The sequence below is a fragment of the Nostoc sp. genome, from assembly GCF_054880495.1.
Genome location: NZ_JBTYKD010000365.1, coordinates 22031 through 48005, shown reverse-complemented (window position 1 = coordinate 48005; position 25975 = coordinate 22031). Strand labels below are relative to the sequence as shown.

The 25975-nt window shown below is 43.0% G+C and carries 22 protein-coding genes and 1 pseudogene; 4 read left to right on the top strand and 19 right to left on the bottom strand.

Annotation, left to right across the window (positions count from 1 at the left end; all coding sequences use genetic code 11):
• Positions 1-212: 212 nt before the first annotated feature.
• Together metK and ACYTXL_RS30805 are read right to left on the bottom strand one after the other, a co-directional pair.
• Entirely contained in the window at positions 213-1487 is a 1275-nt protein-coding gene (gene metK / locus ACYTXL_RS30810) for a methionine adenosyltransferase (protein ID WP_461927936.1), read from the bottom strand.
• Between the two features lie 244 nt (positions 1488-1731).
• On the bottom strand, positions 1732-2736 hold the full coding sequence (locus ACYTXL_RS30805; protein ID WP_292790158.1) for a phosphoribulokinase: 1005 nt from the start codon (positions 2734-2736) through the stop codon (positions 1732-1734).
• 870 nt (positions 2737-3606) lie between these two features.
• On the opposite strand from ACYTXL_RS30805, the gene petH reads away from it, so the two are divergent.
• The gene (petH, locus tag ACYTXL_RS30800) at positions 3607-4941 is read left to right on the top strand and encodes a ferredoxin--NADP reductase (protein ID WP_461927935.1); all 1335 of its coding nucleotides are present in this window, start codon (positions 3607-3609) and stop codon (positions 4939-4941) included.
• A gap of 22 nt (positions 4942-4963) precedes the next feature.
• On the opposite strand, the gene ACYTXL_RS30795 is transcribed toward petH, so the two are convergent.
• On the bottom strand, positions 4964-5125 hold the full coding sequence (locus tag ACYTXL_RS30795; protein WP_461927934.1) for a hypothetical protein: 162 nt from the start codon (positions 5123-5125) through the stop codon (positions 4964-4966).
• A gap of 45 nt (positions 5126-5170) precedes the next feature.
• On the opposite strand from ACYTXL_RS30795, the gene ACYTXL_RS30790 reads away from it, so the two are divergent.
• Positions 5171-6457, top strand: coding sequence for a homoserine dehydrogenase (locus ACYTXL_RS30790; RefSeq protein ID WP_461927941.1), 1287 nt, complete (start codon positions 5171-5173; stop codon positions 6455-6457).
• A gap of 189 nt (positions 6458-6646) precedes the next feature.
• Here ACYTXL_RS30790 and ACYTXL_RS30785 read toward each other — a convergent pair whose 3' ends face one another.
• The 13 genes and pseudogenes from ACYTXL_RS30785 to ACYTXL_RS30725 all read right to left on the bottom strand — a co-directional run bounded on the left by ACYTXL_RS30785 (position 6647) and on the right by ACYTXL_RS30725 (position 21419).
• Positions 6647-8038 carry a PP2C family protein-serine/threonine phosphatase gene (locus tag ACYTXL_RS30785; RefSeq protein ID WP_461927933.1) on the bottom strand — a complete coding sequence of 464 codons (1392 nt, stop codon included), beginning with the start codon at positions 8036-8038 and terminating at the stop codon, positions 6647-6649.
• Positions 8039-8405: 367 nt separating this feature from the next.
• The gene (locus ACYTXL_RS30780; protein WP_461927932.1) at positions 8406-8645 is read right to left on the bottom strand and encodes a hypothetical protein; all 240 of its coding nucleotides are present in this window, start codon (positions 8643-8645) and stop codon (positions 8406-8408) included.
• A 400-nt stretch (positions 8646-9045) separates the two neighbouring features.
• Positions 9046-10677, bottom strand: a complete 1632-nt coding sequence (gene ftsY / locus ACYTXL_RS30775; RefSeq protein WP_461927931.1) for a signal recognition particle-docking protein FtsY — start codon at positions 10675-10677, stop codon at positions 9046-9048.
• A 210-nt stretch (positions 10678-10887) separates the two neighbouring features.
• The gene (nusB, locus tag ACYTXL_RS30770; RefSeq protein ID WP_461927930.1) at positions 10888-11529 is read right to left on the bottom strand and encodes a transcription antitermination factor NusB; all 642 of its coding nucleotides are present in this window, start codon (positions 11527-11529) and stop codon (positions 10888-10890) included.
• A 125-nt stretch (positions 11530-11654) separates the two neighbouring features.
• Positions 11655-12419 (bottom strand): DUF502 domain-containing protein, encoded by a 765-nt coding sequence (locus tag ACYTXL_RS30765; protein WP_461927940.1) that lies wholly within the window; start codon positions 12417-12419, stop codon positions 11655-11657.
• 250 nt (positions 12420-12669) lie between these two features.
• Positions 12670-13578, bottom strand: a complete 909-nt coding sequence (locus ACYTXL_RS30760; RefSeq protein ID WP_461927929.1) for a glycosyltransferase family 2 protein — start codon at positions 13576-13578, stop codon at positions 12670-12672.
• Positions 13579-13697: 119 nt separating this feature from the next.
• Positions 13698-14540, bottom strand: a complete 843-nt coding sequence (gene hpsJ-B / locus ACYTXL_RS30755) for a hormogonium polysaccharide biosynthesis protein HpsJ (RefSeq protein WP_461927928.1) — start codon at positions 14538-14540, stop codon at positions 13698-13700.
• Between the two features lie 139 nt (positions 14541-14679).
• Positions 14680-14976, bottom strand: coding sequence for a hypothetical protein (locus ACYTXL_RS30750; protein ID WP_461927927.1), 297 nt, complete (start codon positions 14974-14976; stop codon positions 14680-14682).
• 389 nt (positions 14977-15365) lie between these two features.
• Positions 15366-16118 carry a hypothetical protein gene (locus tag ACYTXL_RS30745; RefSeq protein WP_461927926.1) on the bottom strand — a complete coding sequence of 251 codons (753 nt, stop codon included), beginning with the start codon at positions 16116-16118 and terminating at the stop codon, positions 15366-15368.
• A gap of 252 nt (positions 16119-16370) precedes the next feature.
• Positions 16371-16691, bottom strand: a pseudogene (locus tag ACYTXL_RS30740) (hypothetical protein).
• Between the two features lie 751 nt (positions 16692-17442).
• On the bottom strand, positions 17443-17829 hold the full coding sequence (locus ACYTXL_RS30735; RefSeq protein ID WP_461927939.1) for a DUF2358 domain-containing protein: 387 nt from the start codon (positions 17827-17829) through the stop codon (positions 17443-17445).
• A 492-nt stretch (positions 17830-18321) separates the two neighbouring features.
• Entirely contained in the window at positions 18322-18999 is a 678-nt protein-coding gene (locus ACYTXL_RS30730; RefSeq protein WP_461927925.1) for a HupE/UreJ family protein, read from the bottom strand.
• Between the two features lie 668 nt (positions 19000-19667).
• Positions 19668-21419, bottom strand: coding sequence for an ABC transporter ATP-binding protein (locus ACYTXL_RS30725; RefSeq protein ID WP_461927924.1), 1752 nt, complete (start codon positions 21417-21419; stop codon positions 19668-19670).
• On the opposite strand from ACYTXL_RS30725, the gene ACYTXL_RS30720 reads away from it, so the two are divergent.
• Positions 21388-21594 (top strand): hypothetical protein, encoded by a 207-nt coding sequence (locus ACYTXL_RS30720; RefSeq protein ID WP_461927923.1) that lies wholly within the window; start codon positions 21388-21390, stop codon positions 21592-21594. The genes ACYTXL_RS30725 and ACYTXL_RS30720 overlap by 32 nt on opposite strands.
• Before the next feature lie 92 nt (positions 21595-21686).
• Here ACYTXL_RS30720 and fraI read toward each other — a convergent pair whose 3' ends face one another.
• Positions 21687-22340, bottom strand: a complete 654-nt coding sequence (gene fraI, locus ACYTXL_RS30715) for a septal nanopore formation protein FraI (protein WP_461927922.1) — start codon at positions 22338-22340, stop codon at positions 21687-21689.
• Positions 22341-22765: 425 nt separating this feature from the next.
• On the opposite strand from fraI, the gene galE reads away from it, so the two are divergent.
• Positions 22766-23764 carry a UDP-glucose 4-epimerase GalE gene (gene galE / locus ACYTXL_RS30710; RefSeq protein WP_461927921.1) on the top strand — a complete coding sequence of 333 codons (999 nt, stop codon included), beginning with the start codon at positions 22766-22768 and terminating at the stop codon, positions 23762-23764.
• Positions 23765-23908: 144 nt separating this feature from the next.
• Here the strand turns inward: galE and ACYTXL_RS30705 are convergent, their stop codons facing one another.
• Both ACYTXL_RS30705 and ACYTXL_RS30700 read right to left on the bottom strand, forming a co-directional pair.
• The gene (locus ACYTXL_RS30705) at positions 23909-24586 is read right to left on the bottom strand and encodes a hypothetical protein (protein ID WP_461927920.1); all 678 of its coding nucleotides are present in this window, start codon (positions 24584-24586) and stop codon (positions 23909-23911) included.
• Positions 24561-25808 carry an urease accessory protein UreH domain-containing protein gene (locus ACYTXL_RS30700; RefSeq protein ID WP_461927919.1) on the bottom strand — a complete coding sequence of 416 codons (1248 nt, stop codon included), beginning with the start codon at positions 25806-25808 and terminating at the stop codon, positions 24561-24563. The genes ACYTXL_RS30705 and ACYTXL_RS30700 overlap by 26 nt, the downstream gene beginning before the upstream one ends.
• Positions 25809-25975 lie beyond the last annotated feature (167 nt).

Genomic DNA, 25975 nt, shown 5'->3' with positions numbered 1-25975 from the left:
TGGTCATTGGTCATTGGTCATTGGTCATTGGTCATTGGTCATTGGTCATTGGTCATTGGTCATTGGTCATTGGTCATTGGTCATTGGTCATTGGTTAGTAGTTTTACTTTTCGATTATTCAGGTGGCTAGCAAAAAATGAGGGCACAGCTAACTTGTAAAGTTACCAATACCCTCACATAGCTAAACTAAGTTTTTGCAGTAGCGTATAAGTCTAAGTTACTGCCTGAGCAACTACTCCCGAAAGTGATTCCTTTACCGCTTGCTTCAACAACTCGGCTTTATCGGTCTGTTCCCAAGGCAAGTCTAAATCACTCCGCCCAAAGTGACCGTAAGCCGCGACGTCCTGATAAAAACGTCCGCCTCGTTCACTTGGTAAGTTACGTAAGTTGAAGGTATGGATAATCCCCGCTGGACGCAATTCAAAGTGCTGGTTGATTAATTCCAGCAAGGTTTCTTCATCCACTTTGCCGGTGCCAAAGGTATCCACCAGAATGCTTGTTGGTCGCGCTACGCCAATAGCATAGGATAGCTGGATTTCAACTTTTTCTGCTAACCCGGCGGCGACAATATTTTTCGCCACATAGCGAGCTGCATAAGCAGCAGAGCGGTCTACCTTCGTGGGGTCTTTCCCGGAAAAAGCGCCGCCACCATGCCGTGAATAACCACCGTAGGTGTCAACGATTATTTTCCGTCCGGTCAAACCAGAGTCTCCCTGAGGACCACCAACGACAAATTTGCCAGTGGGGTTGACTAAAAAACGTGTTTCCTCATTAGGCTTAATGTCAATGTCGCCAAAAACAGGTTCGACCACTGCTGACCAGAGGTCTTGTTTAATTTTGGCTTGTACTGCCGCCTCATCTTTGATTTCCCCAATAGTGGCTGTATGCTGAGTGGAAATCAGGATAGTATCAATGCCTACGGGGCGTCCGTCTTCGTAGACTACAGTTACTTGGGTTTTGCCGTCAGGACGCAGGTATGACAATTCACCCGTTTTGCGGACTGCTGCCAATCGGCGGGCAATGCGATGAGCGAGACTGATGGGTAAGGGCATCAGTTCTGGTGTTTCGTTGCTGGCAAAGCCAAACATTATACCTTGGTCGCCCGCACCAATTTTGTCGAATAGTTCATCACTATCTTGCTCGCGGGTTTCGTGGGCAGTGTTAACGCCTTGGGCAATATCGGGTGATTGTTCGTCTATAGCCAGCAGAACGCTGGTGCTGTTAGCAGAAAAGCCATTATCAGCATTGGTATAGCCAATTTCGGCAATTTTTTTACGAGCGAGATTGACGAAATTTACATTGGCTTTGGTGGTTATTTCACCAGTGATTAGCACCAAACCAGTGTTAACTACTACTTCAGCAGCAACACGGCTGCTGGGGTCTTGTGTCAGTAAGGCATCCAGAATGGTATCAGAAATCTGATCGCAGATTTTATCTGGATGACCTTCGGTGACTGACTCGGAGGTAAATAGATATCGACGAGACAAAGGTAATTCCTCCTGACTTGAATTTTTTTCGCTGACTAAATGTCGGTATTTAGTTCAACTACTAATTTCTGAAATCATAACAATATTTATACTTCAGTAGTTAGTATCTTCTTGATATTGATAAAAACCACTAGTTATAAGGTAAGCATCTGTAAAAAAGATAAATGTATGCTGATTATTTTGTAAATAGAATGTATTTAATAACACAAAAAAAGGGGACACCCAGAAGCGCCCCCACAAGCTTTTAAACCTGAACCGCTAACTTTGCTTCTGTAGCTGTCAACCGCTCATAGGCAGCACGCATTTTCAAACCTGTAAGCACTTGGAAGAAACCAGTACCATTATTGGAACCTGGATACTCGCGGTGCTGGAGTAGCAAGTGAGTCAATTCACCCTGATATTTAGTAGATGTATTGCTGAGATGGGTTTCGATATAAATGACTTCTTCCAAGTTGTCAAATTGACCATCCACCTCTAATACTGAGACGTAACGACCGTAGTACACATCTGAACCGTAGTACAGTTGCATACCAGGGTAAGAACAGGTCAGCTTACGTCCACAGGGAGTCCAATTAATTGTTGAGCCTTCATCAAACAGGTAGGTTGGCTCAAAGCCTTCTTTATCTTCCCGTTGGAGCATACGTACCCTTAAGACTCGGCGCTCTGTGTCGTTTTTGATCAAGTTTGTGGGTAATACCTGGAGAACCACATCGGCAAATTCTCTTTGTGGTTCGATAAACTTTTCAAAGTCAGGTTTGCGGGAATTGATTTGCGCTAAGACATCTTCGTAGCGATGACCGCGTTCAGCCATATCTCGCTGAATTTTCCAGGCAATTTTGACTTCATCGCTAATGTCAAAATAAACACTGAAGTCGATTAGCGATCGCACCCGCTCATCATATAAAGGATGCAGCCCTTCCACAACTATAATCCGATTCGGCTCCACCCGTTCTGGCGGATCAAGCAAGCCGGTTTCGTGGTTGTAAATCGGCTTATCAATCCCTTTACCACTTTTGAGCGCTTTAATTTGCTCATACATCAGGTCAAAATTGTTCGCCCTGGGGTCTAGTGCTGTTATCCCGGTTTCTTTGCGCTGTTTGCGATCGAGCGAGTGATAGTCATCCAAGCAGATGACTGTCATCAAATCTTCACCAAACAAATCGATCAAACGACGCAAAAACGTAGATTTACCGCACCCAGAGTCTCCGGCTACTCCAATCAGTACCACGCGTTCCGGCTTATTTGTCATAAATCTCCTCTACAATACTAAAGTTGTCTCAATAATTTTTCACACAGCAGATTTTGAAGCCAGGAGTTTACCCCTTTGGTTTATCCTGCGTTCTTGCTACCCAGCACTGCTATAAGACACCAAACGGGTAGACAACAAAGTAATAAGCTGCTACCCATCGGACTAGCCTGAATGTTGGTGCCGGTAAGTATTTAATCCTAGTGGTATATTTGATTTTAACAGAAGGGGGTATCCCATACAAGATTTGCCCTCAAGAAGAATTAGCGTGGTTTATCAATGATTTAGTTGTTAATTTAAAAATGGGGATCAGTATCGCCCATAAGTGTTGCAGCGCTGTCATTCTCCTAGTTGTGACTCTAGATAATCAAGTCTATAAGGTATAATTTATTCTGGCAGCCAATTCTTTGACCTTGCTAAATTGTAATTCCGGCTCGACAATGTTTAAGATATTCAAAGCCAAAATCTATCTAACGAATGAGCCAACAACTTGCATTAGTCAAATTATTGGCTGTGAACTACTCACACTCGGCGCTTGCAGTGAGTGTGAGATTGCCAATTGATCGGGAATTGTCTGTGACATCAGAGATTTTTTACTGCACTTGCTAGTTAACGAAAAAAAGATTAAATTGACTCATTATTAACATTCTCCACGAGACTTATCCTTTACTTTAAAAGATGAACAGGTGTGTTTTTTGCTATGCCTGCATGTCTTTGGTGAGTGTACTTAGCAAGGCATTAATTTAATGATGCCGTTTTTCCTTCAAGGCCAGTTTTATGAAACGAAAATCCGGTAAACTAAAGCTGGCAAGGTAGGGGAATAGTTCTTTTTTTTGAAAAACGGTTAAGTAAATTATCGGAGTGCTAGAAGGAATGTACAATCAAGGTGCTGTTGAGGGTGCTGCCAACACAGAATCAGGTAGCCGCCTCTTCGTCTATGAAGTGGTAGGTTTGCGTCAGAGCGAAGAAACCGATCAAACTAACTACCCAATTCGTAAAAGTGGCAGTGTGTTCATCAGAGTGCCTTACAACCGGATGAATCAAGAAATGCGACGTATCACTCGTCTAGGCGGCACAATTGTTAGCATCCAGCCTATAACTGCTCTAGAGCCAGTTAATGGTGAAGCCTCATTTGGGAATGCTAACAGCGAAGTCAGCGAGTTAGCTACATCTGGGGAAACTGCTAGCAGTGAAGGAAATGGTAAAGCCACACCTGTGAATACTAATAGTGAAGTCCAAGACTTCGCTAAACCACTAGCTGAAGAACAGCTCAAGAAAGGCAACACCATGACTCAAGCGAAAGCCAAAAAAGACCACGGTGACGTTCCTGTGAACACTTACCGTCCCAATGCTCCATTTATTGGCAAGGTAATATCTAATGAACCGCTAGTCAAAGAAGGTGGTATTGGTATTGTTCAACACCTCAAGTTTGACATTTCTGCCGGCGATTTGAAGTATATAGAAGGTCAAAGTATTGGGATTATTCCACCAGGATTAGACAAGAACGGCAAGCCAGAAAAACTCAGACTATATTCCATTGCCTCAACTCGTCATGGCGATGATGTGGATGATAAGACAGTATCACTGTGCATCCGCCAGTTGGAGTACAAGCACCCGGAAACTGGCGAAACAGTGTACGGTGTTTGCTCTACCCACCTGTGTTTCTTAGAACCAGGGGCAGATGTAAAAATTACAGGGCCAGTGGGTAAGGAAATGTTGTTACCCCAAGATCCTGATGCTAATGTGATCATGTTGGCAACTGGAACAGGTATTGCGCCGATGCGGGCTTATCTGTGGCGTCAGTTTAAAGATGCAGAAAAAGCAGCTAACCCAGAATATGAATTTAAAGGATTCTCTTGGCTAATATTTGGCGTTCCGACAACTCCAAACCTCTTATATAAGGAAGAACTGGAAGAAATTCAACAAAAATATCCTGATAACTTCCGCCTGACTGCTGCCATCAGCCGTGAACAGAAAAATCCCCAAGGCGGTAGGATGTACATCCAAGACCGCGTAGCGGAACATGCTGATGAATTGTGGCAGTTGATTAAAAATGAAAAAACCCACACCTACATCTGCGGTTTGCGGGGTATGGAAGAAGGTATCGATGCAGCCTTAACAACTGCTGCTGCTAAGGAAGGCGTAACCTGGAGTGCTTATCAGAAGGAACTCAAGAAAGCCCATCGCTGGCACGTAGAAACATACTAAGTTAGTCATTAGTCATTGGTCATTAGTCACTTGTCCTGAGCGTTCGCGTAGCGTCTCGTAGAGAAGTCGTTGGCGTTCGCGTTAGCGTCTCTGAAAGAGAAGCCTCTCGTAGAGAAGTATTAGTTTTAGACCAAGGACGAAAGACAAATGACAAAGGAAGCGGGATAATCAGTAGGTAGGGCAAATGCTCTACCTACAATTGTTGTTGCTGAAATTGGGTGCAAAATTTGTGGGTGTGAAACTAGGAATACTGGGGTTAGGCACTGTAGGAACGGGAACAGTGAAGTTATTGCAAGATTGGGCTGGGCGTCATCCGTTGTTGCAAGAGATAGAAATCTATCGGGTGGGAGTCCGATCGCTCGATAAACCCCGTGCAGTAGAATTGTCTACGGAAGTCTTAACCACAGATTTAAAAGCCATTGTCAACGATCCGGCGGTGGATATAGTTGTCGAGGTGATGGGCGGACTGGAGCCGGCGCGATCGCTCATCCTGAAAGCTTTAAGTAATGGTAAACACGTAGTCACCGCCAATAAAGCAGCGATCGCCCGCTTTGGGGCAGAAATTTTCACAACTGCCAATCAAGCTGGCGTATACGTGATGATAGAAGCCTCTGTGGGTGGTGGGATTCCGGTGATTCAACCCCTAAAACAGTCTTTAAGTGTTAACCGTATTCACACTATAACTGGCATCGTTAACGGTACAACTAACTACATCCTGACGCGGATGCAAACAGAAGGTAGCAACTTCAGCGATGTTTTAGCTGATGCCCAGCGTTTGGGTTATGCTGAGGCTGACCCCACAGCCGATGTCGAGGGCTTAGACGCAGCCGATAAAATTGCCATCCTGGCATCATTAGGCTTTGGCGGACGGATCAACCTGCAAGATGTATATACTGAGGGAATTCGGCAAGTGAGCAAAACAGATATTGCCTACGCCGAAAAATTAGGATTTGTAATTAAATTGTTAGCGATCGCTAAACGTAATACTCCCTCATCGCCTCTCTCGATCAGAGTTCATCCTACTTTAGTGCCTCAAGCTCACCCTTTGGCTAGCATCAATGGCGTTTACAATGCCATTCTTGTTGAAGGAGAACCAATCGGGCAAGTAATGTTTTTCGGCCCCGGTGCTGGTGCCGGTGCAACCGCCAGTGCTGTCACATCGGATATTTTGAATTTAGTTGCTGTCCTCAAAACCAATACAGCAGTTGTAAATCCATTATTAGCTTGTGGACATCAGGAATATTGCCAAATTGCACCAATGGCAGAACTGACAACTCGGTTTTATGCCCGTTTCCTCACAAATGACCAACCCGGAGTTATTGGTAAATTGGGTACTTGCTTTGGGAATTATGGCGTTAGCTTAGAGTCAATTGTCCAAACTGGTTTTCAAGGGGAACTAGCAGAAATTGTGGTTGTTACCCATGATGTGCGGGAAGGCAACTTTCGGCAAGCTTTGGCAGAAATTCGGAATTTGTCAGCGATCGAAAGTATTCCTAGTTTACTGCGTGTACTTTGAGATTAATCCAAAGTGCGATCGCTCGGCATTGAACCAGAAGCCTAATGTTTTGGGACAATTTTCCCAGAAAGTCAACACCCTAGGTGGGGGTTAGGTTTCACGTTATATTTTCCACATAACATGAAAAGCTAGAGTAAGCATAACTTTAAGTATTGACTCATGACTTGACCAAGCAACAATGGTTAATAACTATAAAATTTGCAGAACAACTAATGTCATATCATCGGTGTTTTGTTTATCAGCACCGATGAATTCCTGAACTTGGTCAAATAGGTAATCCACAATTTCTTGTGGTCCATTGCAGTACTTACAAGCCGTGTTGAAGCCAGCCACAAAATTGTCTTCATCGAAGCGATCGCCACCTGCGGCAGCAGCATCGGTCAAACCATCTGTATAGTAAATAATTGTATCCCCAGGCTCTAATTGTACCTGGGCATCTTCATATTGGCTGTTAGCATCCAAACCGATTAACATTCCCAAAGTATCTAAACGGCTGACAGTTTTTGTTGCTGCGTGCCACCACAAGGGAGGATTGTGTGCCGCATTGCTATAAGACAAAATTCGCTTATGGGGATTATATTCTGAGTAAAATACCGTTACAAAGCGGTGGGAATTTTCTAAATCCGCATACATAACTCTATTTAAGTTTTGCAAAATTCTTGCTGGGGAATTACCATGTAGCACTTCTCCCCGTAGCATTCCCCGCATCATCGTCATAATTAGCGCAGCGGGGACACCTTTGCCCATGACATCTCCAATAACCAAACCCCAACGACTAGTTTCCATCCCGCCTTTGGTCTTCGGTTGAATCTTATTGTCAGTGGTAGCAAAAAAGTCGTAGTAGTCTCCGCCAACACGATTGGCAGGTTTACAGCGTGCCGCTACCACTGCACCAGGGATTGTGGGGCATTGACGTGGCAAAAGTCGCCGTTGAATTTCTGCGCCAATTTCTAGTTCTTGATCTAGGCGTTCTTTTTTTCTTAGTTCTACAGCTAGTTCATCGTTTTCGATCGCTACTGCTGTTTGGTCTGCTACTAACCTAACTAACTTTTGCCTAGTTTCTGTCCAACTATATTCTGGATCGCGACTCAAGACATAAAGCCATCCCCGTTCTGTATGCTTCACCAGAATCGCCGTACCAAAGATTTGCACATCTGGCCCCAAATAGCGATGCATCTGGTCATCTAAAGTCCCCGTGGCATTCGTTAGAGGGGCAGTATTGGGCATAAGCGTGATTTGACTGCTGGCTATTTCTAGCGCTTTGCGGATATTTTTTCGCTGGCGACTATCTTGCCAATGTAACTGTTCTAACCTGACTTGACCATTAGGTTTGTAGAGAAACAGGGCGCTACCGTCTGCATCTGTAACTCTTGTTGCCATCAGGGGGATTAGTTCCAAAAACTGATTCAAATTATTGAAACTTCTCAGGGCAAATCCTAAAGAACTTAGCAAATCTTGAATTTTGTTTTGTTCCCGGTGCAACCTTGCCACAAGTTCTTTTAGTGCTACGACTGGTGTGACATCCGTCGCGGCACTATTATTGTTTTCAGTGGGTTGAGAGGGCAGTTGAGACACAGGCACAAGTATTATTGCACTTTATATTGGCAGATTTTAGATTACTTATAAATCTTTTAGCTTTGGCATTGCTAAACCATATTTAGGCAAGAGTTGTCATTTTAGCAAGAGTATAAAGACGTAACAGGCAAATTTTATCGGTATTTTATTTGCTTCTTGTATTTCTGATGGAATATTTAGTAATTTCAAATCATGTATTTTTAGTCAAAACTCAACCCGTAAAAATTACTAGTTTTGGTGATAATTCAGAAAGCTTTTCATTTTTTCATAACTTAATTCTCAAAGCATATCTCTAAAGTCATAAAAATACTCTATTCAAAGAATAATTTCTAATGCTTTCAGAGTGACTGTTTGAGTAGAGGCAACTAGAAGACTAGAAGTTTTTTGAGTGAAAACCTCTAGAAGCGCTCAAATCAGGCTTGGTTTGGTAAAAAACAGACTTAGACTCATTCGGAAACCTGAGAATATCTAAATAAGTCTTCAAATACTTAATTTGTATACCATAATTGCCGGGATAATCGCCAAGATTTAGCTTTTCCATTCGGAATTTCTCGTTTTGCGAATTTTGAGTTGCTGAAGATGCAAAACTTAAACCCATTGAAAGTTTAACCATCAGAGTTCAAACCTCTCGATTTCCTCCAAAAAATATTTATGGATACTTTCGCAAGGAATATTTGAGAATACATCTGAAATCCATCCCACAATACTTGTATTTGTGGGGGTGAGCATCTCGCCTGCCCTTTAAATTGCTGCAAGATGCGAGTTTACGGCCTTTTGGATGTCGCAACTAAATGCCCGTGCTGCTACATTTAAAAAGCCTATTCAGGGTGTCAAAAAGGGCATTAGCTGGAGATTTTAGCAAAAGCCACCGATTGATTATGACAAATTCATGATTTTAGGAATTTATCTGTTTCCAGTATTTTGTTTCTAATTAGTTCAAGTGATAATACCAGATCAGTTACACCTAAATTTATCAGTTTGTCAAGAAAAATTTTTAATTCTAAATTTTTCAACTAGCCACTTAAAAGAGCTTCGACAAACTCATAGCTCGAAAAGGGGCGTAGGTCTTCAATTCCCTCGCCAGCACCAATAAAGCGAATGGGTAAACCTAGCTGCTGCACAACAGCAAGGGCAACGCCGCCTTTGGCAGTACCATCTAGTTTGGTTAAGACAACGCCACTCAGTTGGGCAGCTTGGGAGAAAACTTCGGCTTGCCGCAGTCCATTTTGACCTAAAGTGGCATCTAGAACCAACAGTGATTCTACTTTGGCATTTGGGGCTTTTTTGTCGATAATTCGCCGGATTTTGCCGAGTTCATCCATTAAATTTTTCTTGTTTTGCAGTCGCCCAGCTGTATCTATCAGAAGTAATTCGCTTTGACGTGCTTGAGCGGCGGCGATCGCATCAAATACAACTGCTGCCGGATCTGTATTCTTTCCAGGATTGGCAATTACTTCTACACCACTTCTACTACCCCAAACCTTCACCTGTTCCACGGCAGCGGCGCGGAAGGTGTCTGCTGCCCCAATCAAGCATTTATAGCCAGATTTTTGTCCCAAGTGGGCAATTTTGCCGATGGTGGTAGTTTTACCGGCACCATTCACCCCAGTAATTAACCAAATATTCAAGGTTTCTTTTTCTAGGGTAAAGCTAGTTTTGTGGGATGTAATGCTTGGCGCATCCAGCATATCCCGGAGAATTTTTTTCAGGTAAGCGATCGCTTCTTCAGGTGCAGTGACTTCTTCTCGAAGTTTTTTCTGTAGGGCATTGATAATAAAGTCTGTCGCCTCTACACCCACATCAGCTTGTAGGAGCAATGCCTCAATTTCCGTCACAGCAGCTTGGTTAAGTGGTCCTTGACCAACGATCGCCTTCAGTTGGTTAAGAATACTACGGCGAGTTTTGTCTAACCCTTGCCGGAGCTTTTTCAGCCAGGTAATTTCTTCAATAGAAACGTCTTCTGGACTTCTACCTTGAGCTGCTAGGACTTTCGCCGACCAGACAAACCCATCATCAAATACCAGCCCTGGAATTCCCTCTTCTGTCTCTGAGGTTGCAGCTATCGGCTGTACTACCTCCGGTTCTGGGACTTCAATCGCGGTGGCTATTAGTTGTTCCAGTTTGGCTTGCCGTTCTGCTGCCGCCCGTTCTAAGAAGGATAATGTAACTGGTGCTGTTGCCTCTGGCGTAGCTAGTGATTCGGTGGGTGTTGGTTCAACTTCAGTTGCCGTTAGTTCTGGGCTTTTGACATCTGGCTGATCAGCAATTCCTGCTACTGAGGAATCTTCTGTAATTTCTGACTCAGTAGCCCCTTGGATAACTTCTGGCTGTGCTGTTTCTACGGTTGTACTAACAGGTTCCTCAGTTGCTTCGGGTTCGGTGATTTGGGCAATTGCTGTTTCTGCGGTTTCAGATTGTGCTGAATCAAGTGGGGTTTCTACCACCTCAACTTGTTGTTTTTGCTGAATATTTTTGTAGGCAGCTTTAGCAAACGCCAACAAGTCTGCCGTTGTGTCTGGTGCAGTTTCAGCAGTTGGTGTTGACGTTTCGGCTGGCTCTGGTTGGGGTTCTTGTGCAGGAGGAGTTTCTTCCTGTTTCTGATCAGAGGAATCGTTATATTTACGACGGAACCAATTAAAAACCATTGCAGCAGTATTGGTTATATGAATTATGAGTTATAAGTTTAATTTAACTTGGACATTGGGCACTTGTACTGAGCGTTCGCGTAGCGTCTCGTAGAGACGCCGTTGGCGCAGGCTCTCGTAGAGAAGTATTGGGCATTGGGCATTGTGAAAACACTTTTTTCATCCCCTTGTCTCCCTAATCCTCCTCATTTGAATAATAAGTATAAAAAGCTACGCAGTTTTCTTCTGCTCACTGACTCGTCGCAAAACACCGTTAATAAACCGATGACCATCGTCTCCACTGTAGCGTTTGGCTAGCTCCACAGCTTCGTTGATGGCAATACTGTCTGGAACTCCTAAGAACTTCATTTCTGCCACAGCGATTTGCAGGATATCGCGGTCAATTTGGGCGAGGCGAGTTATTTGCCAATCTACTAAGGCAGTAGAAAGGAGTTCATCTATGATATGTCGATTTTCGTTGACGCTAATCACAAGCTCTTTAGCGTAATTACGCACTCCCTTATCCTGATTAGCTAGCTGAATCAATACTGGGAAATCAACTGCTGTACCCAACTGATTGATTGCTATCTGGGTGCAGGCGATCGCTTCTTGAAGCATTGTTCTGGCACTATTGAGGTCCGAGGCCCGAGTTTGGCTACTTAAGAGGCGATCGTTACTGCGTTGCAGTTCACCTGCGGCATTATTGAGGGTATCTTGCACTTCTGAGGTCAGGGTGCGTACTGCTCCTAGCAACAACTTCGATACTAATTGATCGTCTTCCAATTTATCTAATTTCTTGGGGTTGACTGGCAATTGGCTAATGCTTAAAAGCGCCAATTCACGAGCAATTTGCTGGGGTTTACGAGGTTGCATAAAACTGAGGGGTGATTGTGCGAGAACTGATTAACTTGGGAGGCAAACCTATAATTATATCAATTCTGGCACAGTAAAACAACAATATATATAATGTATTTGCTTATGACTTTGCTAGATTGATTTTAAATTTCTTCAACGGGAATAACTTGCTGCTTGATTTCGTCGTGTTTTGCATCCAGTGTGAGCTGTCTGGGGAAAACCAAGGACGGATTGGGGGCGACAATGCCGCCTGATACAACTATTTTAAAGGCATCTTCAATCGACATGGAGAGGTTCACTACCTCATCTTCAGGAACAACTGCGTACCATCCGGTAGTGGGATTCGGGGTGGTGGGGATAAAAACACTTAGCACGGGGCGAGACATCTGGGCTTGGATATCATTGCTGATTGCACCAGTCACAAAACCAATCGCCCAAATTCCGCGGCGGGGATACTCTACCAAAATTACACGGCGAAACTTGCCATTTGAATCTTTTAATATTGTTTCCAAAAGCTGTTTAAGGGTTTTGTATACCTGTCCAGCTAAAGGAATCGCCTGTAATAATCGCTCCCCAAAATCTAACAACCACCGCCCAGCAATATTCCGAGCCATCAAGCCCATTAAGAGAATACTTAGTAGTGGTACAGCCAAGCCTACTAGCAAATTCAGTATATTTACTAAAATAGGGTTTAACCCATCAAAGGGATTCAATTGTTTGGGAATTTGGGTGAGGAAGTTGATTACCCAAGTAGCAATGGTAATTGTCAGCCAGATAGTGGTTGCTAGGGGAATTACTACTAATAAACCAGCAATCAGGTCGTTTTTTAAGTCCTGTTTTAGGCGATCGATTACCAAGCCCCGATTCTCCTGTTTTAAGCTAGAGGAACTTTTGTTATTGCGATCCATCCCAGCAGATTCGTCAAATTCCGAAGATTTTAACTTTAGGCAGTTTCTGCTGCAAGTAACTGTCCAAAAGGCTAGCAAGTTGGCTGCTGCCCCAAAAACACGTACTTGTTGCTGGAAATCAGCTATTTTCCTATAAGCATACACATAGACAGTGAACTACCCACACTGACTTGGAGTACCATTTCGTTTTGTAAAGCCCTTTTAACTGTTTCAAACTGTAATACGTAATCCTTCTAATCTCCAGTCCGCTTTACACCACATCAGCCTGTGTAGTTTCAGAATCCGCGCACTGCAACTGTTGTATACTATCCTGTGCCAAAATTGCTGTTGCATCTAAATTAGGTTTTGGTAGATACTTCATTTCCCAAACTTTGAGTAAAATCAGATATTCGTAGAATGCCTGCAATGTACACCAAGCAAGTCCAGCGCGTCCATCTAGACAGCCGCCTAGGATAAAATACATATATATAAACCGTAGCAACGGTCTGGCGGGTAAACGCAAAGACAAATCTTTCAGGGCGCGGCGTTTTTCGATTTCCGATTTGCCAAAGAATAAATCTCGCCAGTTAACATTTCCCTGCTCTAATTGATACAATGTTTCTTGAGCTTCATCTGTAGAATAACGGTTGTGTTTTTCAATCCAACGGCTCAAGCCTTTGCTAGAAGTGTAGTGTGGGTATGTTTCTTGTAAAAAGCTAGTTGCACCCTCACAAACTTCCCGCTCAGTATGGCCGTAGTCTGTAAACCAGACTTTACCGTGGCGGAAGAGGCGCATTTGGTAACGGGGATACTGTGTGCTGTAGCGAATCCAATGATTCATGAACATCACACGTTCAGCCACGTAGTAACCGATGTAATCTGGATTCTGACTTGCCTTTTCCGATTCCGCGAACAGTTCTGGTGTCATGCGCTCGTCAGCTTCGAGAATGTAAACCCATTCGTGCTGCGGGGGGATAGACTCTAACATCCAGGTGCGTTGTCGTCCGTGGCTTTCAAAAGCGTGTTGGATGACGCGGATGGGATAGCGACTGGCGATTTCCACAGTGCGATCGCTACTGCATGAATCCACAACAATGATGTCATCAGATAGCATCGCCGATTCGATACAAGCAGCAATATCTAGCTCTTCATTATATGTGAGTATGTAAATTGAGAACATTAGCCAAGTTTTATAGTTATTTTACTCAGTGATAATTGCCTTTTTATGCTTATTGGGCACATGGCAGTGTGAGCCGTGAACAATTTTTGGATACGTCCTACTGCCATGCCAATAGTAGATTAGCGCGCGGTAGCTCTAGGTTTACCACCTTGTACAGTACCCCTACCTCTTAAGCCTGTCCAGCCAATGATAATGTAACCAATCGACAACAGCAAACTGCTAATGCCAATTCGCAGTCCAGACTTCCACGCAGTATCTTTAGCTTGTTGCTCGGCTTCGTCTCTGCGCTGGCGAAGTTGGCTCAGTTGTTGATTTTTCAGCGTCTGAATATCTGTTTGTTGTTCAATAGCTTTGTCAAGTGCTTGGGGATCTGTTTTAGCCTTCTTGAGTAACTCTTTGATATTTGCAGGAATTTGAGAGCTTTCAAGTGCTTGCTTATATTTTTGATCATCTTTGAGGATTTCACTAAACTGAGCTTTGGTTTGGTTTCGCAGCTGCTCTAGTTGAGCTTTTCCTTGGTCAGTAGTCAGTTGTGCTTGCAATTGCGAGAACCGAGTGTTTAGTTGATTTTCTGCCTGATCTGCTTCTTGAGTGATGCGGTTGAGTGTTTGAGTTTTAGCTTGATTGACGTTATTGAGGTGCAGGGGAAAAATCAGCAAGAACATCAACCCGAAAATAGTTGAGAGGATCAGGGCGGGAAATCTTAAATCGATACCTTGGGGGCGATCGCTTGCGGCATCAGCACCATCAATCCAATAGGCAGCAAACAGAAGCCCCAAACCTACTAAAGGAACAATTCCCCGATCAACTAGCGCTGTTGTCAAGTTGATTTGCCATACCCGATCAGTAGGTTGAAAGGGTAACAATAAAATGAAAAAGTCCACAAAAAAGGACAAAATGCAGATTATTCCAACTACCTTAAGTGTGAGGGCAGTACTCACGGAAGTAAAACGGTTAACCATAGTTTTTCAAACTGGCGGTGAATACAAGTGATGTTCATATTTAAAGCTACTTGAATATTGTGCCCATGACCGTGACTGTTGTGTAGAAACACAAAGCAGATTCAATACTGGTAAAGGCTATCTACTTGTTGGTTTTCAACTAGGCCACAGTAACATTTCTTATGGGCAGTGTCTTCAGAAAATTTCTAGGGTTGAGTAATCGGCATAACTCATGCACTGATGGCACTTGTCGCCACAGTAATGTTAATACTCCTGCAATCATTAACGGTAAACCCAAAATTCGCTCACGCCCACCCAACTGTTTGTAATAACTCAGTTGGTTGTACACTAGTGGTGTTAGCAATTCTTTCATCCGCGCTGCGATCACTTCGTTTTCTGGCGCTGGCATATTTCTGTTACGCTTGTGATCTGGATTTCCTACTCGTGGGTTCCCCATCACTTCTTCCCCAACAAATGCACCTCTTGACAAGATTACCTTTTTCTTAAGTTGTCACCAATATGCTCTGCATGGGAATGGCTGATTAGGGGCTGCTGCCTCTAGTTAAATATTTAGTGGGACTTAGACAAAAAACACCCATAAAAAAAGCCTCAAATTTATATACAGAGAGACCTTGACATCGTTTTGCTTAGTTGATTGATATATCTGGGTTTGAGCCGTTTTTGAGCATTTGGTGTATTTCCCTTACCCTGCATGGTTTGAGGCTTGTTTATCCCTCAAAAATGTTTAAGTCCCGTTAGTCAGAATTGAGTCAGAGGCTCAATGAATGCATTCCCATACGAAGTATGGGAACGAGGAAGGAGAGTGAGAGGTTTATCAAACTCGCATTAACTACAAGTGTTTGCTGAAGCCGAATTAACCTTTGTTAAATCGCTAGTGAATACTGCTGTGTATTGATAAGGTGATGCACCAGAACAAGTCATAGAATTTGTATTAGCACGACGGGGAGTCCACCATGAGGTTGCTTGCACAGTTAAATTTGTGCCATTCCATGACAGATTGTTGACAACTAAAGAGTTAGTTTTTCCATCAGTGGGCTTTTTGGCAGATAAAAATGTCGCATAGTTAACCTCGCCATTGGCTGGATTAATCCGCGCTATAACTGCGACTTTTGGCCCGCCTCCGCTACCATAGCTAGACAACCAACGCCCAGTGGCAAAGCGGCGAAAATCATTACCAGTTTGACTGCCAGTAGAAGAGTAAATGCCATATAAAACATTGTTGCCATCCCAATATAATCCATAACCTGTACCATCGTCATTTGTTGTTTCGTAATCACTACGACACCATGTTTTGATCCCATTATTAAAACGGATTGTCACAGGGTTTTTGTTATTAGATGATACTTGCTGATAACCAATGTAAATGGTTGTATTTCCATTCTTTACTTTTGGCCCGTTTTTAGTTTTGATTGTCGCTTCACTATCATTGCAACTGAATGTCACAGCATTACCGATAGATAAATTTACGGTTTGAGCAAAAACTGGATGAGCTTTTTGTGTGATTACTAAATCAGCTATTAATACTACCGATAGCGATAAACTTGTTAAATACTTCTGCAATTTTTGAGAATAAATCATGATATAAATTTGCCGAGAAAGGGTTAGGAAAACTTTGTATTGCTATAAATTACTCTTAGAATTTTGCTCATTCTGTATATCCCTTGCTAAAAGCTTTCGTAGTCTCTGCTTTCTTTCTGCTTCATGCCGTGCTGTAAGCTGTCGCGCATCTAAATTGTACTTTTTGGAGCCTGAAAGCCTAGCTGTGAGGCTTTCGGCTTGAAAAATTAAATACGTCTCAGCTTAGACGGTTTTAGCATTGTCCTCTGATACTTATTCTGCACTAGCTTTCAGGCGGCTTAACCTGCTTTTGCGGACACGTTCGCTTTCACGAATACCACCAGCTAGCTCATATTCACTGCTGTTTTTGCCATACTTAAAAGCAACGCCCCTGACTATCTTATCTGTAAGATTGCCCAAGGCTTTTTCCATCTCATCAATTTTAGTTTTGGCAGAGTCAATCATAGCTAAATCGATGTTATAAGCATCAAGCATAGTGCGTAACTGCTCAATTGATTAAGTTAGATTTTGCAAACCGCAATTATCACTAAAATCCATATTTGAATCAATTGCTTTCAGTCCGGCGGATCTCAATTCAGCTTTTTATAAAATACGGGATGTACATTTTTGACGAGACATAAATATATTCGTTAGAGAGGGTTATAGAATACCAATTCAGCAAGCCTGGAAGAGTCTCCCCCAATCCTTATAAGGTTGAGGAATTAGGTTTTTGATTACTGAATCAATGTTATAGAGTTAGTTTGACTTATTAAAGATGTTTTCTGCTTCAGTAAAATTCGTGAATAAATTTTATTTATTAAAAAGTAATAGATAAATCTGAGTAATTTCTCTTAATTCAAAATATTTTTTAGGTAGGGGCAATACCCTGCGGGAAGCTAAAGCTAGATGAATTGCCCCTACAGCGTGTAATTTTGTGTAAGTCCTAGTTGATGATGAATGTCGCGATGTTTTAAAATAGCTTCTCATAGAAGTGCGTAGATACCTAGCAGCTTCTCATCAGCAGTCTATGTGCGAGGCGCACTTTCAGGATGGAAAAAAGCTAGAGTTATAGTGAGTATTTCTGCTTAAAGAAACTATGCTTGGGTTAAAGCTTAATCTTTCCTAACTTTCTTTTTTAAGAAGGGAATTAGAGTAAGGGACTGGCAAATAAAAAATACTCAACTACTTATTGTGGGAAATCCCTAAGGAATAAGAATTAAATAACATACAATTTATATCCCTGGCCCACCTCACCCTCAATCCCTCTCCTTATAAAGGAGAGGGAAGCTAGAGATAGGATGAAGTTTTACATTTTATTTAATCCACGTTCCTAAGCTTTAATTGTTTATATTTTTGTAGCAAATAAATGCTGCTTCACCACGTCTAAGCGTGAACAATTCCAATAATCAACATGGGAGACAATCAAACCATCAGAGTTAAGACTTAATTCACTCCAACCAGGAATAGAAATCCGTGGCTTCCAGGGGAGAGGGGTATTCCAACTGAGTGTCCACTCAGTTTTTATTGTGTCTCCTAAATGTTGAATGTTATGTAAGTCCATCTTGGAATCTAAAAACCAAGTTTGGATAAGATTAATCATTTGTTTGTAACGTTTAACACCACGAAATTTATTCAGTGGATCTTGAAAATAAACGTCTGAGGCGTAAATGCTGTAAGTTTGATTTACTGGGAATCTATGATAGTCTTCTTTGAGGATTTCAATAATATCTATGATCATATAGCTATATCTGTAAATTGGTTTAATATGTAAAAGAGTTGTTCAAAAGTAGTCAGAACTAAAAGTCAATCATAGCTTGCAGAGAGTGCAACTTTGCAGTCTGTAGCTACAATTCTTGCCATACTGCTTGCTTTGAAATTAGTTTGCAGAGGTGATTAGTGACAAGAACCATATCAGTTAGGATTGATTGTCCAGGAAAGCGTGATTAAACACGCCTGCACGCTTAAAAAACACGCGATGCGTGTTTCGGCGCGATTATGTCGGTACGCCCTTTTTTGACACCGTGAGCTATCAAGTAAACCCGCTTCTACTATTCCTTCTAGCATGCTGCGGGCGATGCTTCATTCTGTTGAATAGCTTGAGCTAAGGTGGTGGCTTACTGGACAATTTCCAGCAGTAAATCTAACAACGAACACGCAGTGGGGGCGCACAGCTAAGTGTACGCCCCCACAAATGAATGTATTCCACTGAATTGAAATATCTGATTTAAATTATCGAATTGCTCAAAAACACGATGCCGATCGCACAGAAAGCGAAACCAGCAATGCTAATTTTCCAAGGTAAAATTCGGTTGATTTCTCCCATACCCATTGCAGTACCAATTTCTCTGGCACTCATGGCAACCACAAACAGAGTTAAGGTAATGCCTAATATGTAAGCAATTATTGGGATGATTCCTGCCCCAATGATCGATTCAGCATCAGCGTAACCCTGAAATAAACCAGCACTGATGCCCATCAGAACAAGTACTATAAAGTTTGGTTGATTTGGGATCATCAGCATGATACCAAAAACGATGGTAGAAACGGCAATGGCTATTTCTGTCCCTGGGAAATTTAGCTGGAATAAATGAATTATAATGCCCAAGACTGCTGCAAAGACAAAACCTCCAGTGATCGTTGCAGCGCCACGAACAAACACAGATGAGAGTAAGCCAATAGCAAGAATACCAATTAAACAATCCAAGCTAATTACTGGATCTGCCAGTCCCCAGAGAAACCCTTCCCAGCAGTTAGAGATGGTATGACGATCTGGTGTTCCATTCAATGAACTCAGTAAGCTAATTAAAATTAGAACTGCGATCGCTCCAATATGCCGATGCCTTAGCTTCAAGGTGTAAAATTCTCCCCAAGCACGGGATTCTGATAATTTAGTTTTGAACATCACCATCTGCCAAATTAGTTTTTTCGGTAATTTATACTACCCACATACCAAAACAAACTAACGTGGTAATTCGCCATTTCTCCTGTTGTCCAACCGACTCCCACAAGTGATTCGGCGATTATATTGCCTCAATTATCAAAAGTCGCTCTAGTTAAAGAACTAGCTAAGGAGTATACGCCGAGAAAAACCTTTGTGTAAATGGAATCAGCAAGACTTACCTGATCTTACTGAAATAGAACGCAGTCATGCGATCACGCAATTTCAAGCTAATGACAATTCATTCGTGCTAGATGTCACATTAGGAGAACGGGCATACTGGAATTCTTAAACAGCAGGGTAACATAGCTGTCATTGGTGTCAACTTAAGCCAAAACCCTATTAAAACCTCGTTTCCAGCCAGAGGCTGGAAATGCTGCTCATTGCGGCTCTGCCGCAAGTCAAGAGGCGGCAGCCTTAACATAAGCATTTCCAGTCGGAGACTGCGAACCAAAGAAAAAACTTAATTACGTTAGCGCAGCGTTAGCAGTCCGCGTACTCTTACAGAGAAGCAAGCTACGCTTTTAGCGTCTCGTAGAGAGCGTCATTACGAATTACAAATTACGAACTTGTACTGAGCGCAGCCGTTGGCGCAGCCTCTCGTAGAGAAGTATTACGAATTACGAATTATTTTAGTGCAGTAATTCTTCAACTTGATGCTGGCTCCACAAAGTTCTATATAAACCCTGTTGTTGCACTAGTTGTAAGTGATTGCCTATCTGAACAATTCTTCCTTTTTCCATCACAAAAATTCGGTTAGCAACTGCTGCCGCCGATAATTGATGGGTAATAAAAATTACTGTTTTACGTTCAGTACCACCAGAAAGATTTTTAAGGATTTGCGTAGCTGTTTGATTATCCACACTAGATAGGGCATCATCCAAAATTAACACTGGAGCATTGACCAGCATTGCCCTAGCTAAGGCAGTACGTTGTCGTTGACCGCCAGAAAGAGTAATACCACGTTCACCAACAATAGTTTCGTATTGCTGGGGAAAATTGTTAATTTCTGATTCAATTTGGGCAAGTTGAGCAACAGCTTCTACCTGTTTTTGTTCGGTAATTGGATCACCGTAGCGAATATTATTTTTGATTGTAGTGCTAAATAGAAAGCTATCTTGAGGAACATAAGCGATCGCACCTCGTAAATCAGCCAAAGCTATCTTAGTAATATCCAACCCATCTAAAAACAATTGTCCTGATTCAATATCTAACAAGCGCGGTAAAGCATTTGCCAAAGTGGATTTCCCCGAACCAATTGCCCCAACAATCGCCACGGTTTCTCCCGGAGCAATAGTGAAGTTAACATTTGCTAAAGCTGGAGTAGTGGAACCAGGGTAATTGTAGGTGAGATTTTTAGCTGTCAGTTCTCCTTTGAGTTCAGCCACTGGTAGATATATCGCATTGGCTGTGTCTTGAATTTTCGGTGTGACAGAGAGAATAGATTCAAGCCGATCAATACTAACTTCACCCCGTTGGTAGGCTGTAATTGTGAATCCTAAAATGGCTGTGGGAAAAACTAGACGCTCTACATAAATTAACAGTACTAAAAAGTCGGCAACCTTAAGAGTACCAGAAGATATCCGCGCCGTCCCTAACCAAATGATTATCAATGAACTGATATTAGCTAGCCCAACAATTAGCGGAAACAGTGTATTTCGGCTTTTTGCCAGTTCTAAGTTAGCCACTAATAGCTGCTGATTTTTCTTGGCAAAAGCTCGACGCTCGTTTGCTTCTTGGGCATAGATTTTAATCAAGGCAATGCCACTGATATCCTCTTGGATGAGTTCGCTGATGTCCGAGAGTTGCTCTTGGACTTTTACTTGTTGTCTGCGTAAGCGATCGCTAAATAAACTCACCAACAAGAGTATAAAAGGGTACACTGCCAGGGCGGCTAGAGTGAGATCCACGCTAATCGCCAGCATTACAGGCAGTGTCAGGGCGTAAGCAAACACCGTATTTGCCAAACTCAAAACCGCAAAACCCAACAACCGCTTAATATTGTCCACATCACTGGTAGCTCGACTAATTAAATCGCCAGCAGTATTACTGGCAAAATAAGCCGGTTCGAGTTGGAGTAAGTGTTCAAAAATCCGTTGTTTCAGGTCAAATTCTACCTGACGTCCCACCCCAAATAGCCAAATGCGGGACGCCATCCGCATGAGCCACATCGCGGAACTAAGCAAGACAATCCTGACTACGTAAGGTAGTATTTGGCTCCAGGTGAAGGTTGTCGAGAGTTTATCAACACCATCACGAATCAACAAAGGGATATAAACGCCCAGTGCATTGACAGACAACAAAGCGAGAATCCCTAAGGAAGCCTCCCGCCAATGGGGTTGTAGGTAAGCAATGAGTTTAGCGATTCGTCGAGATTTTGCCATTAAAGCAATTTTGCAACTTTATCTGGTAGTCCTAGAAGGCAGCTATGTAGAGGGAATATCGAAAGAAGGGGAATGGGGAATGGTAAAAACTATATCTTTGTCCCGCTATGCTAACGCCTCTAATCGGCGAAATAATCCTTATCTTGAAAAGTTGTTCCTGGGGAAACCCCCATGATCAGACTTTTCGCTGTGTTATGGGGAAAGTAAAAAGCTATAAAGGTGTGGTGGGTGCTTAATTCAACCCTTTACCCTTCTTGTTTGTTTTTATTACCGTTGAACACGCAAGAACCTGTAAATTTCAAAGAGATAACTTTCCCAAGTTCTTGTTGTCAATTGCAACGTTTCCGCATTCGGTACAAAGTCTTCAAGTCGTAAACCGCGTGTGCGAATATCTCGAAGATTTCCTTGTAATAGGTAGGGAGGCACTCTCAAATTATAAGAAAGAATGCGATCGCCTGTCACATCGGAGATGTTCGCTGTAGTGCTTGGTTGCCCTAATGCCACCAGTGTCCCCGATGTTGGTGCAGCAGTTGCAACATAAGTTTCACTTGCCATTGCTAGAGGTGCCCGATAAAGAAAATAGGCGACTGCTGGTGTACTTGCCAACAGCAAAATTGTCAGTGCCCAACCGATTAAGTATCCTCCTGGTTTCTCTATCCCACCTCCTTTGATTCTCTGAGCTGCAAAAATCATCATTAAAATAGAGGCTCCTAAAGGCTTGAGTGGAAAAGACAGCAACCTCGACAACGACGCCACAGCCGGTTCATTCGGGTTAACAAATGATAGGGCGATGATTACCAGGATAACGACTAAGATTAATCGTCCGACAAAAGTTCCAGAGGGATAAAATCGCTGGAACAGAGAATATACGATAGTGCCAATCAGCAGCCACAGCAGTACCCGGCTTAATAATAGAAACATAGATTAACTCTCAAATTTTCTGGTGCAGTGAGCCAGTGTGGTGGTGAGGCAGTCCACCTTATATAAGGGTTTCCACGCCACCTGCTTCAACTTTGGGAACCCTCGCAACGCAGTGGCTCCCCAGGAAAAACAGCCGTGCATGGTTTCCCTGGATAAAACAACTAGCGACTTCTTAGCGTTAGCGACGCTAGGAGCGTCACCCGTAAGGGTCAACCTAGAGGTTTCGGAAAATGGATTTATTTTATTGTCAAATTGTAATCGCACTGTTTGACTTAAAATATCTCAACCCTCACACCCAAAGACTACCGTCGTAGTGATTCTAGTGCAATTTTTTGACACTGCGTCTATTATTTATAATTTTCCACAAGAGTAATGTGGCACCGGTAAACTAAATTAATTGAGTAATCCACTCAAAAGGAAAAACTATGTCGCCTGGAAAGCCTACCATTTTGGTAACGGGGGGAGCTGGATATATTGGTTCTCATACGGTGCTTGCTTTGAAGCAGGCGGGTTATAAGGTTGTCATCCTTGATAATCTAGTCTATGGGCATCGTGACCTGGTAGAAAAGGTTTTACAGGTAGAACTGATAGTAGGGGATACAGGCGATCGCGCCTTGCTCGATCACCTCTTTAAAACCCGCGATATTGCAGCTGTGATGCACTTTTCTGCCTATGCCTACGTGGGAGAATCGGTGACTGATCCTGCCAAATATTACCGAAATAACGTCGTTGGCACTTTGACGCTGTTAGAAGCAATGCTGACGGCATCTGTGAAGAAATTTGTCTTTTCTTCTACCTGTGCTACCTACGGTGTACCTGAATTTGTACCCATTCCAGAAACCCATCCCCAAAATCCGATTAATCCCTATGGCGCTACAAAACTGATGGTAGAGCGGATTCTCTCTGATTTTGATGTTGCTTACGGTTTGCAATCAGTGCGTTTCCGTTATTTTAATGCTGCTGGTGCTAATCCCAGTGGCTTACTGGGCGAAGATCACAACCCAGAAACCCATTTGATTCCCTTGGTGCTGATGACAGCTTTAGGCAAACGAGAATCTATCTCAATTTTCGGCACAGATTACCCTACACCCGATGGTACTTGTGTTCGTGATTATATTCATGTTAATGACTTAGCAGATGCCCATATTTTGGGATTGGAATATTTATTAAAAGGTGGGGATAGCGAAGTTTTTAATTTAGGTAATGGCAGTGGCTTTTCTGTCAGAGAAGTAATTGCCGCCGCCGAACAGGTAACAGGAGTTTCGATACCAGTAGAAGAACGCGATCGCCGTCCTGGCGATCCTCCAATTCTCATTGGCACCAGCGATCAAGCCAGAACAATTTTAGGCTGGCAACCTCAGTATCCATCTATCCAAGATATTGTTGCTCATGCGTGGCAGTGGCATCAAAAGCGACATAAATAAAAGTTTGGAGTTTGGAGAGACGCGATTAATCGCGTCTGTACAGGAGTTTGGAGTTAGTAAATTTTAGATTTTTCCTTCAATCAAAAATTCAAAATCTAAAATAGTTAAATCTTGAATTCATAACTCTCAACTCCTCACTCTTAACTACTCCCCACTCCCTCTCATGTTTTGCAGTACAACAAATAAGATGCCAATAAATCCGAGGATTGGAAGTGCGATCGCCCAAAGTGGTAATTTTTGAGATTCACCTTCTCCTAAATCACCATTGACATCTTGCCGATTCCGTGAATCATCTGTAGAGCCATCTGCCACAGTCACTTCAAATTTCAACTTAAACGGTTTAAATCTTGCCCCAGAAACTGGTTTACCATTTAGTTGCAACTCATAAATCCCTGGCTTGGGAAAAACAACTTCCGCACCTGGGATGCCTTTATAGCGTTCAGCCGCCACAGGTTCTAACGCTGGTTCTAGGAGTGGTGGCTCTCCGGCTGCATAGGGTTTGGCATAAACAGCTAACCGACAATTACACTGTGCCAAGGGAATCACCTTTCCACCTCTGCGGGTAAGTGCAAACCAGGTTTGGCTAGGTTCTCCAGCACTGGGATTATCATTTGGTTCAATGTGGAGGGTGGCACCTACATCTGCGGCTACCTCCACCTGATGAGCAGCAACAGGGTAAAGATTAGTTATCGATATAACTAAGGAACCCAGGAATAATAAATACTTGATTGTTCCTTTGTTTAGGTAATCTCTTTGTTTTTGACTCGTTGGGATTGAGCCAAAAAACAAGGATGATTTACCGCGATTTGGTTGGGGGGACATAAAACTTTTCTACGGCTAACTTTGACCAAAAAAAGCGCGAACGTACTAGCAAGACACAGAGGGTAACAATTACCATTAGTACTGCCGCTAATTTATTTCCCCAAGTTGATTCCAAGGAACCCAGGTAATGGGAACCAATCAACACAGTATGAATGGCACTCAAGAGCAAAGCTGGCACACCCAATAGATGAATCTGTCGCCAACGCTTGCCCAAAGATTTCTGCAATGATTCCCAACTTGTAAAAGCGGCGGGGGACATTAATAACAATGCTACAGCACCCGCAGCCATACCCCACTGAAATTCTGGCGGCATAAAATCAAAGGCGGTAAAATTCCATTGCAATGAGTGTTCGATCATGTGGGCGGTGTGAACTACAGAAAGCACAAAAGCTCCCACTCCCAAGCCCCGTCGGTAACGCAGTGGTGATGCCCACAAGCCACTAATGGGACGCGCAATTAACGCCAAGATTAAGCAGATTAAGGCGGCGTGTCCGGTGTAATCTACCATTGTGTCACCAGTCCGCAACAAGGTGATCACGCCAATAATCAGTGTCACCCAACCGCCTAATCGAAATAACTGACTGCGCCTATCTTTACTTACCAATGATGTAGAAACGCCTACGCCTAGCATCGTGGGCAGGGTTCCCAAGCCAAAAGCCAGCATAATTGCCCCACCCATCCATAAATTGCCAGTTTCAGCAGCTTTAATTTGGGCAGCATAGAGGAAACCACAGGGCATTAAACCCCAAGTCATCCCTAAAAGCATTGGCGTCCACCATTTGGCTTTTAAGGAAAGCTTAACCATTCCTGTGCTGAGGCGATCGTGTAAACTACCTTGCAATAGGGGATGTAATACGGGAATGTGCGGCAGCAAATCGGGTTTTACTTGTCCTAAGCCAAACCAAATCAGCATTACACCAGTCAAAATTGCCATCCAACGCCGTAAGTCGCTGCCAACACCCGCTAGCTGTCCACCTTGCAGCAATACCGAACCTAGCGCCCCAATGCCAGCACCGACTAGACCATAGCTCAACATCCGCCCCAGATTTAACAGGATATGAAATTTTAATTGCTGTTGCCAAGTGTCGGACTTTTCTAAAGGTGATGTCTGTTTCGGCTGATGAGACAGAGAAAACGCCACCGTTAGGGGGCCACACATCCCAAAGCAATGGCCAAAACTCCCCAGGAAACCCAGGATTGCGATCAGCAACAAATCTACCATAAAAAAAGTCCTGAGTTCTGAGTCATGAATCCTGAGTGTCAGAATAAAGATTTTGAAGAATTAAGAAGAAATTCTTTTCTCTTCTTCTTTGCTCAGTACTCAGCACTCCTCTAGTGCGGCAGTGTAAGTTAAGTTGCGATCGCTGTCAAAAGACGAACTGTCAAACT

Bases quoted from the DNA above. Each gene is read 5' to 3' on its own strand.
- ACYTXL_RS30750 (WP_461927927.1), bottom strand. From the start codon at position 14,976: ATGGGGAACCCACGAGTAGGAAATCCAGATCACAAGCGTAACAGAAAT.
- nusB (WP_461927930.1), bottom strand. From the start codon at position 11,529: ATGCAACCTCGTAAACCCCAGCAAATTGCTCGTGAATTGGCGCTTTTA.
- ACYTXL_RS30780 (WP_461927932.1), bottom strand. From the start codon at position 8,645: ATGGTTAAACTTTCAATGGGTTTAAGTTTTGCATCTTCAGCAACTCAA.
- ACYTXL_RS30760 (WP_461927929.1), bottom strand. From the start codon at position 13,578: ATGTTCTCAATTTACATACTCACATATAATGAAGAGCTAGATATTGCT.
- ACYTXL_RS30765 (WP_461927940.1), bottom strand. From the start codon at position 12,419: ATGGATCGCAATAACAAAAGTTCCTCTAGCTTAAAACAGGAGAATCGG.
- petH (WP_461927935.1), top strand. From the start codon at position 3,607: ATGTACAATCAAGGTGCTGTTGAGGGTGCTGCCAACACAGAATCAGGT.
- ACYTXL_RS30720 (WP_461927923.1), top strand. From the start codon at position 21,388: ATGAGTTTAGCGATTCGTCGAGATTTTGCCATTAAAGCAATTTTGCAA.
- ACYTXL_RS30745 (WP_461927926.1), bottom strand. From the start codon at position 16,118: ATGATTTATTCTCAAAAATTGCAGAAGTATTTAACAAGTTTATCGCTA.
- ACYTXL_RS30805 (WP_292790158.1), bottom strand. From the start codon at position 2,736: ATGACAAATAAGCCGGAACGCGTGGTACTGATTGGAGTAGCCGGAGAC.
- ACYTXL_RS30725 (WP_461927924.1), bottom strand. From the start codon at position 21,419: ATGGCAAAATCTCGACGAATCGCTAAACTCATTGCTTACCTACAACCC.
- ftsY (WP_461927931.1), bottom strand. From the start codon at position 10,677: ATGGTTTTTAATTGGTTCCGTCGTAAATATAACGATTCCTCTGATCAG.
- hpsJ-B (WP_461927928.1), bottom strand. From the start codon at position 14,540: ATGGTTAACCGTTTTACTTCCGTGAGTACTGCCCTCACACTTAAGGTA.
- ACYTXL_RS30705 (WP_461927920.1), bottom strand. From the start codon at position 24,586: ATGTCCCCCCAACCAAATCGCGGTAAATCATCCTTGTTTTTTGGCTCA.
- ACYTXL_RS30700 (WP_461927919.1), bottom strand. From the start codon at position 25,808: ATGGTAGATTTGTTGCTGATCGCAATCCTGGGTTTCCTGGGGAGTTTT.
- galE (WP_461927921.1), top strand. From the start codon at position 22,766: ATGTCGCCTGGAAAGCCTACCATTTTGGTAACGGGGGGAGCTGGATAT.
- ACYTXL_RS30730 (WP_461927925.1), bottom strand. From the start codon at position 18,999: ATGTTCAAAACTAAATTATCAGAATCCCGTGCTTGGGGAGAATTTTAC.
- fraI (WP_461927922.1), bottom strand. From the start codon at position 22,340: ATGTTTCTATTATTAAGCCGGGTACTGCTGTGGCTGCTGATTGGCACT.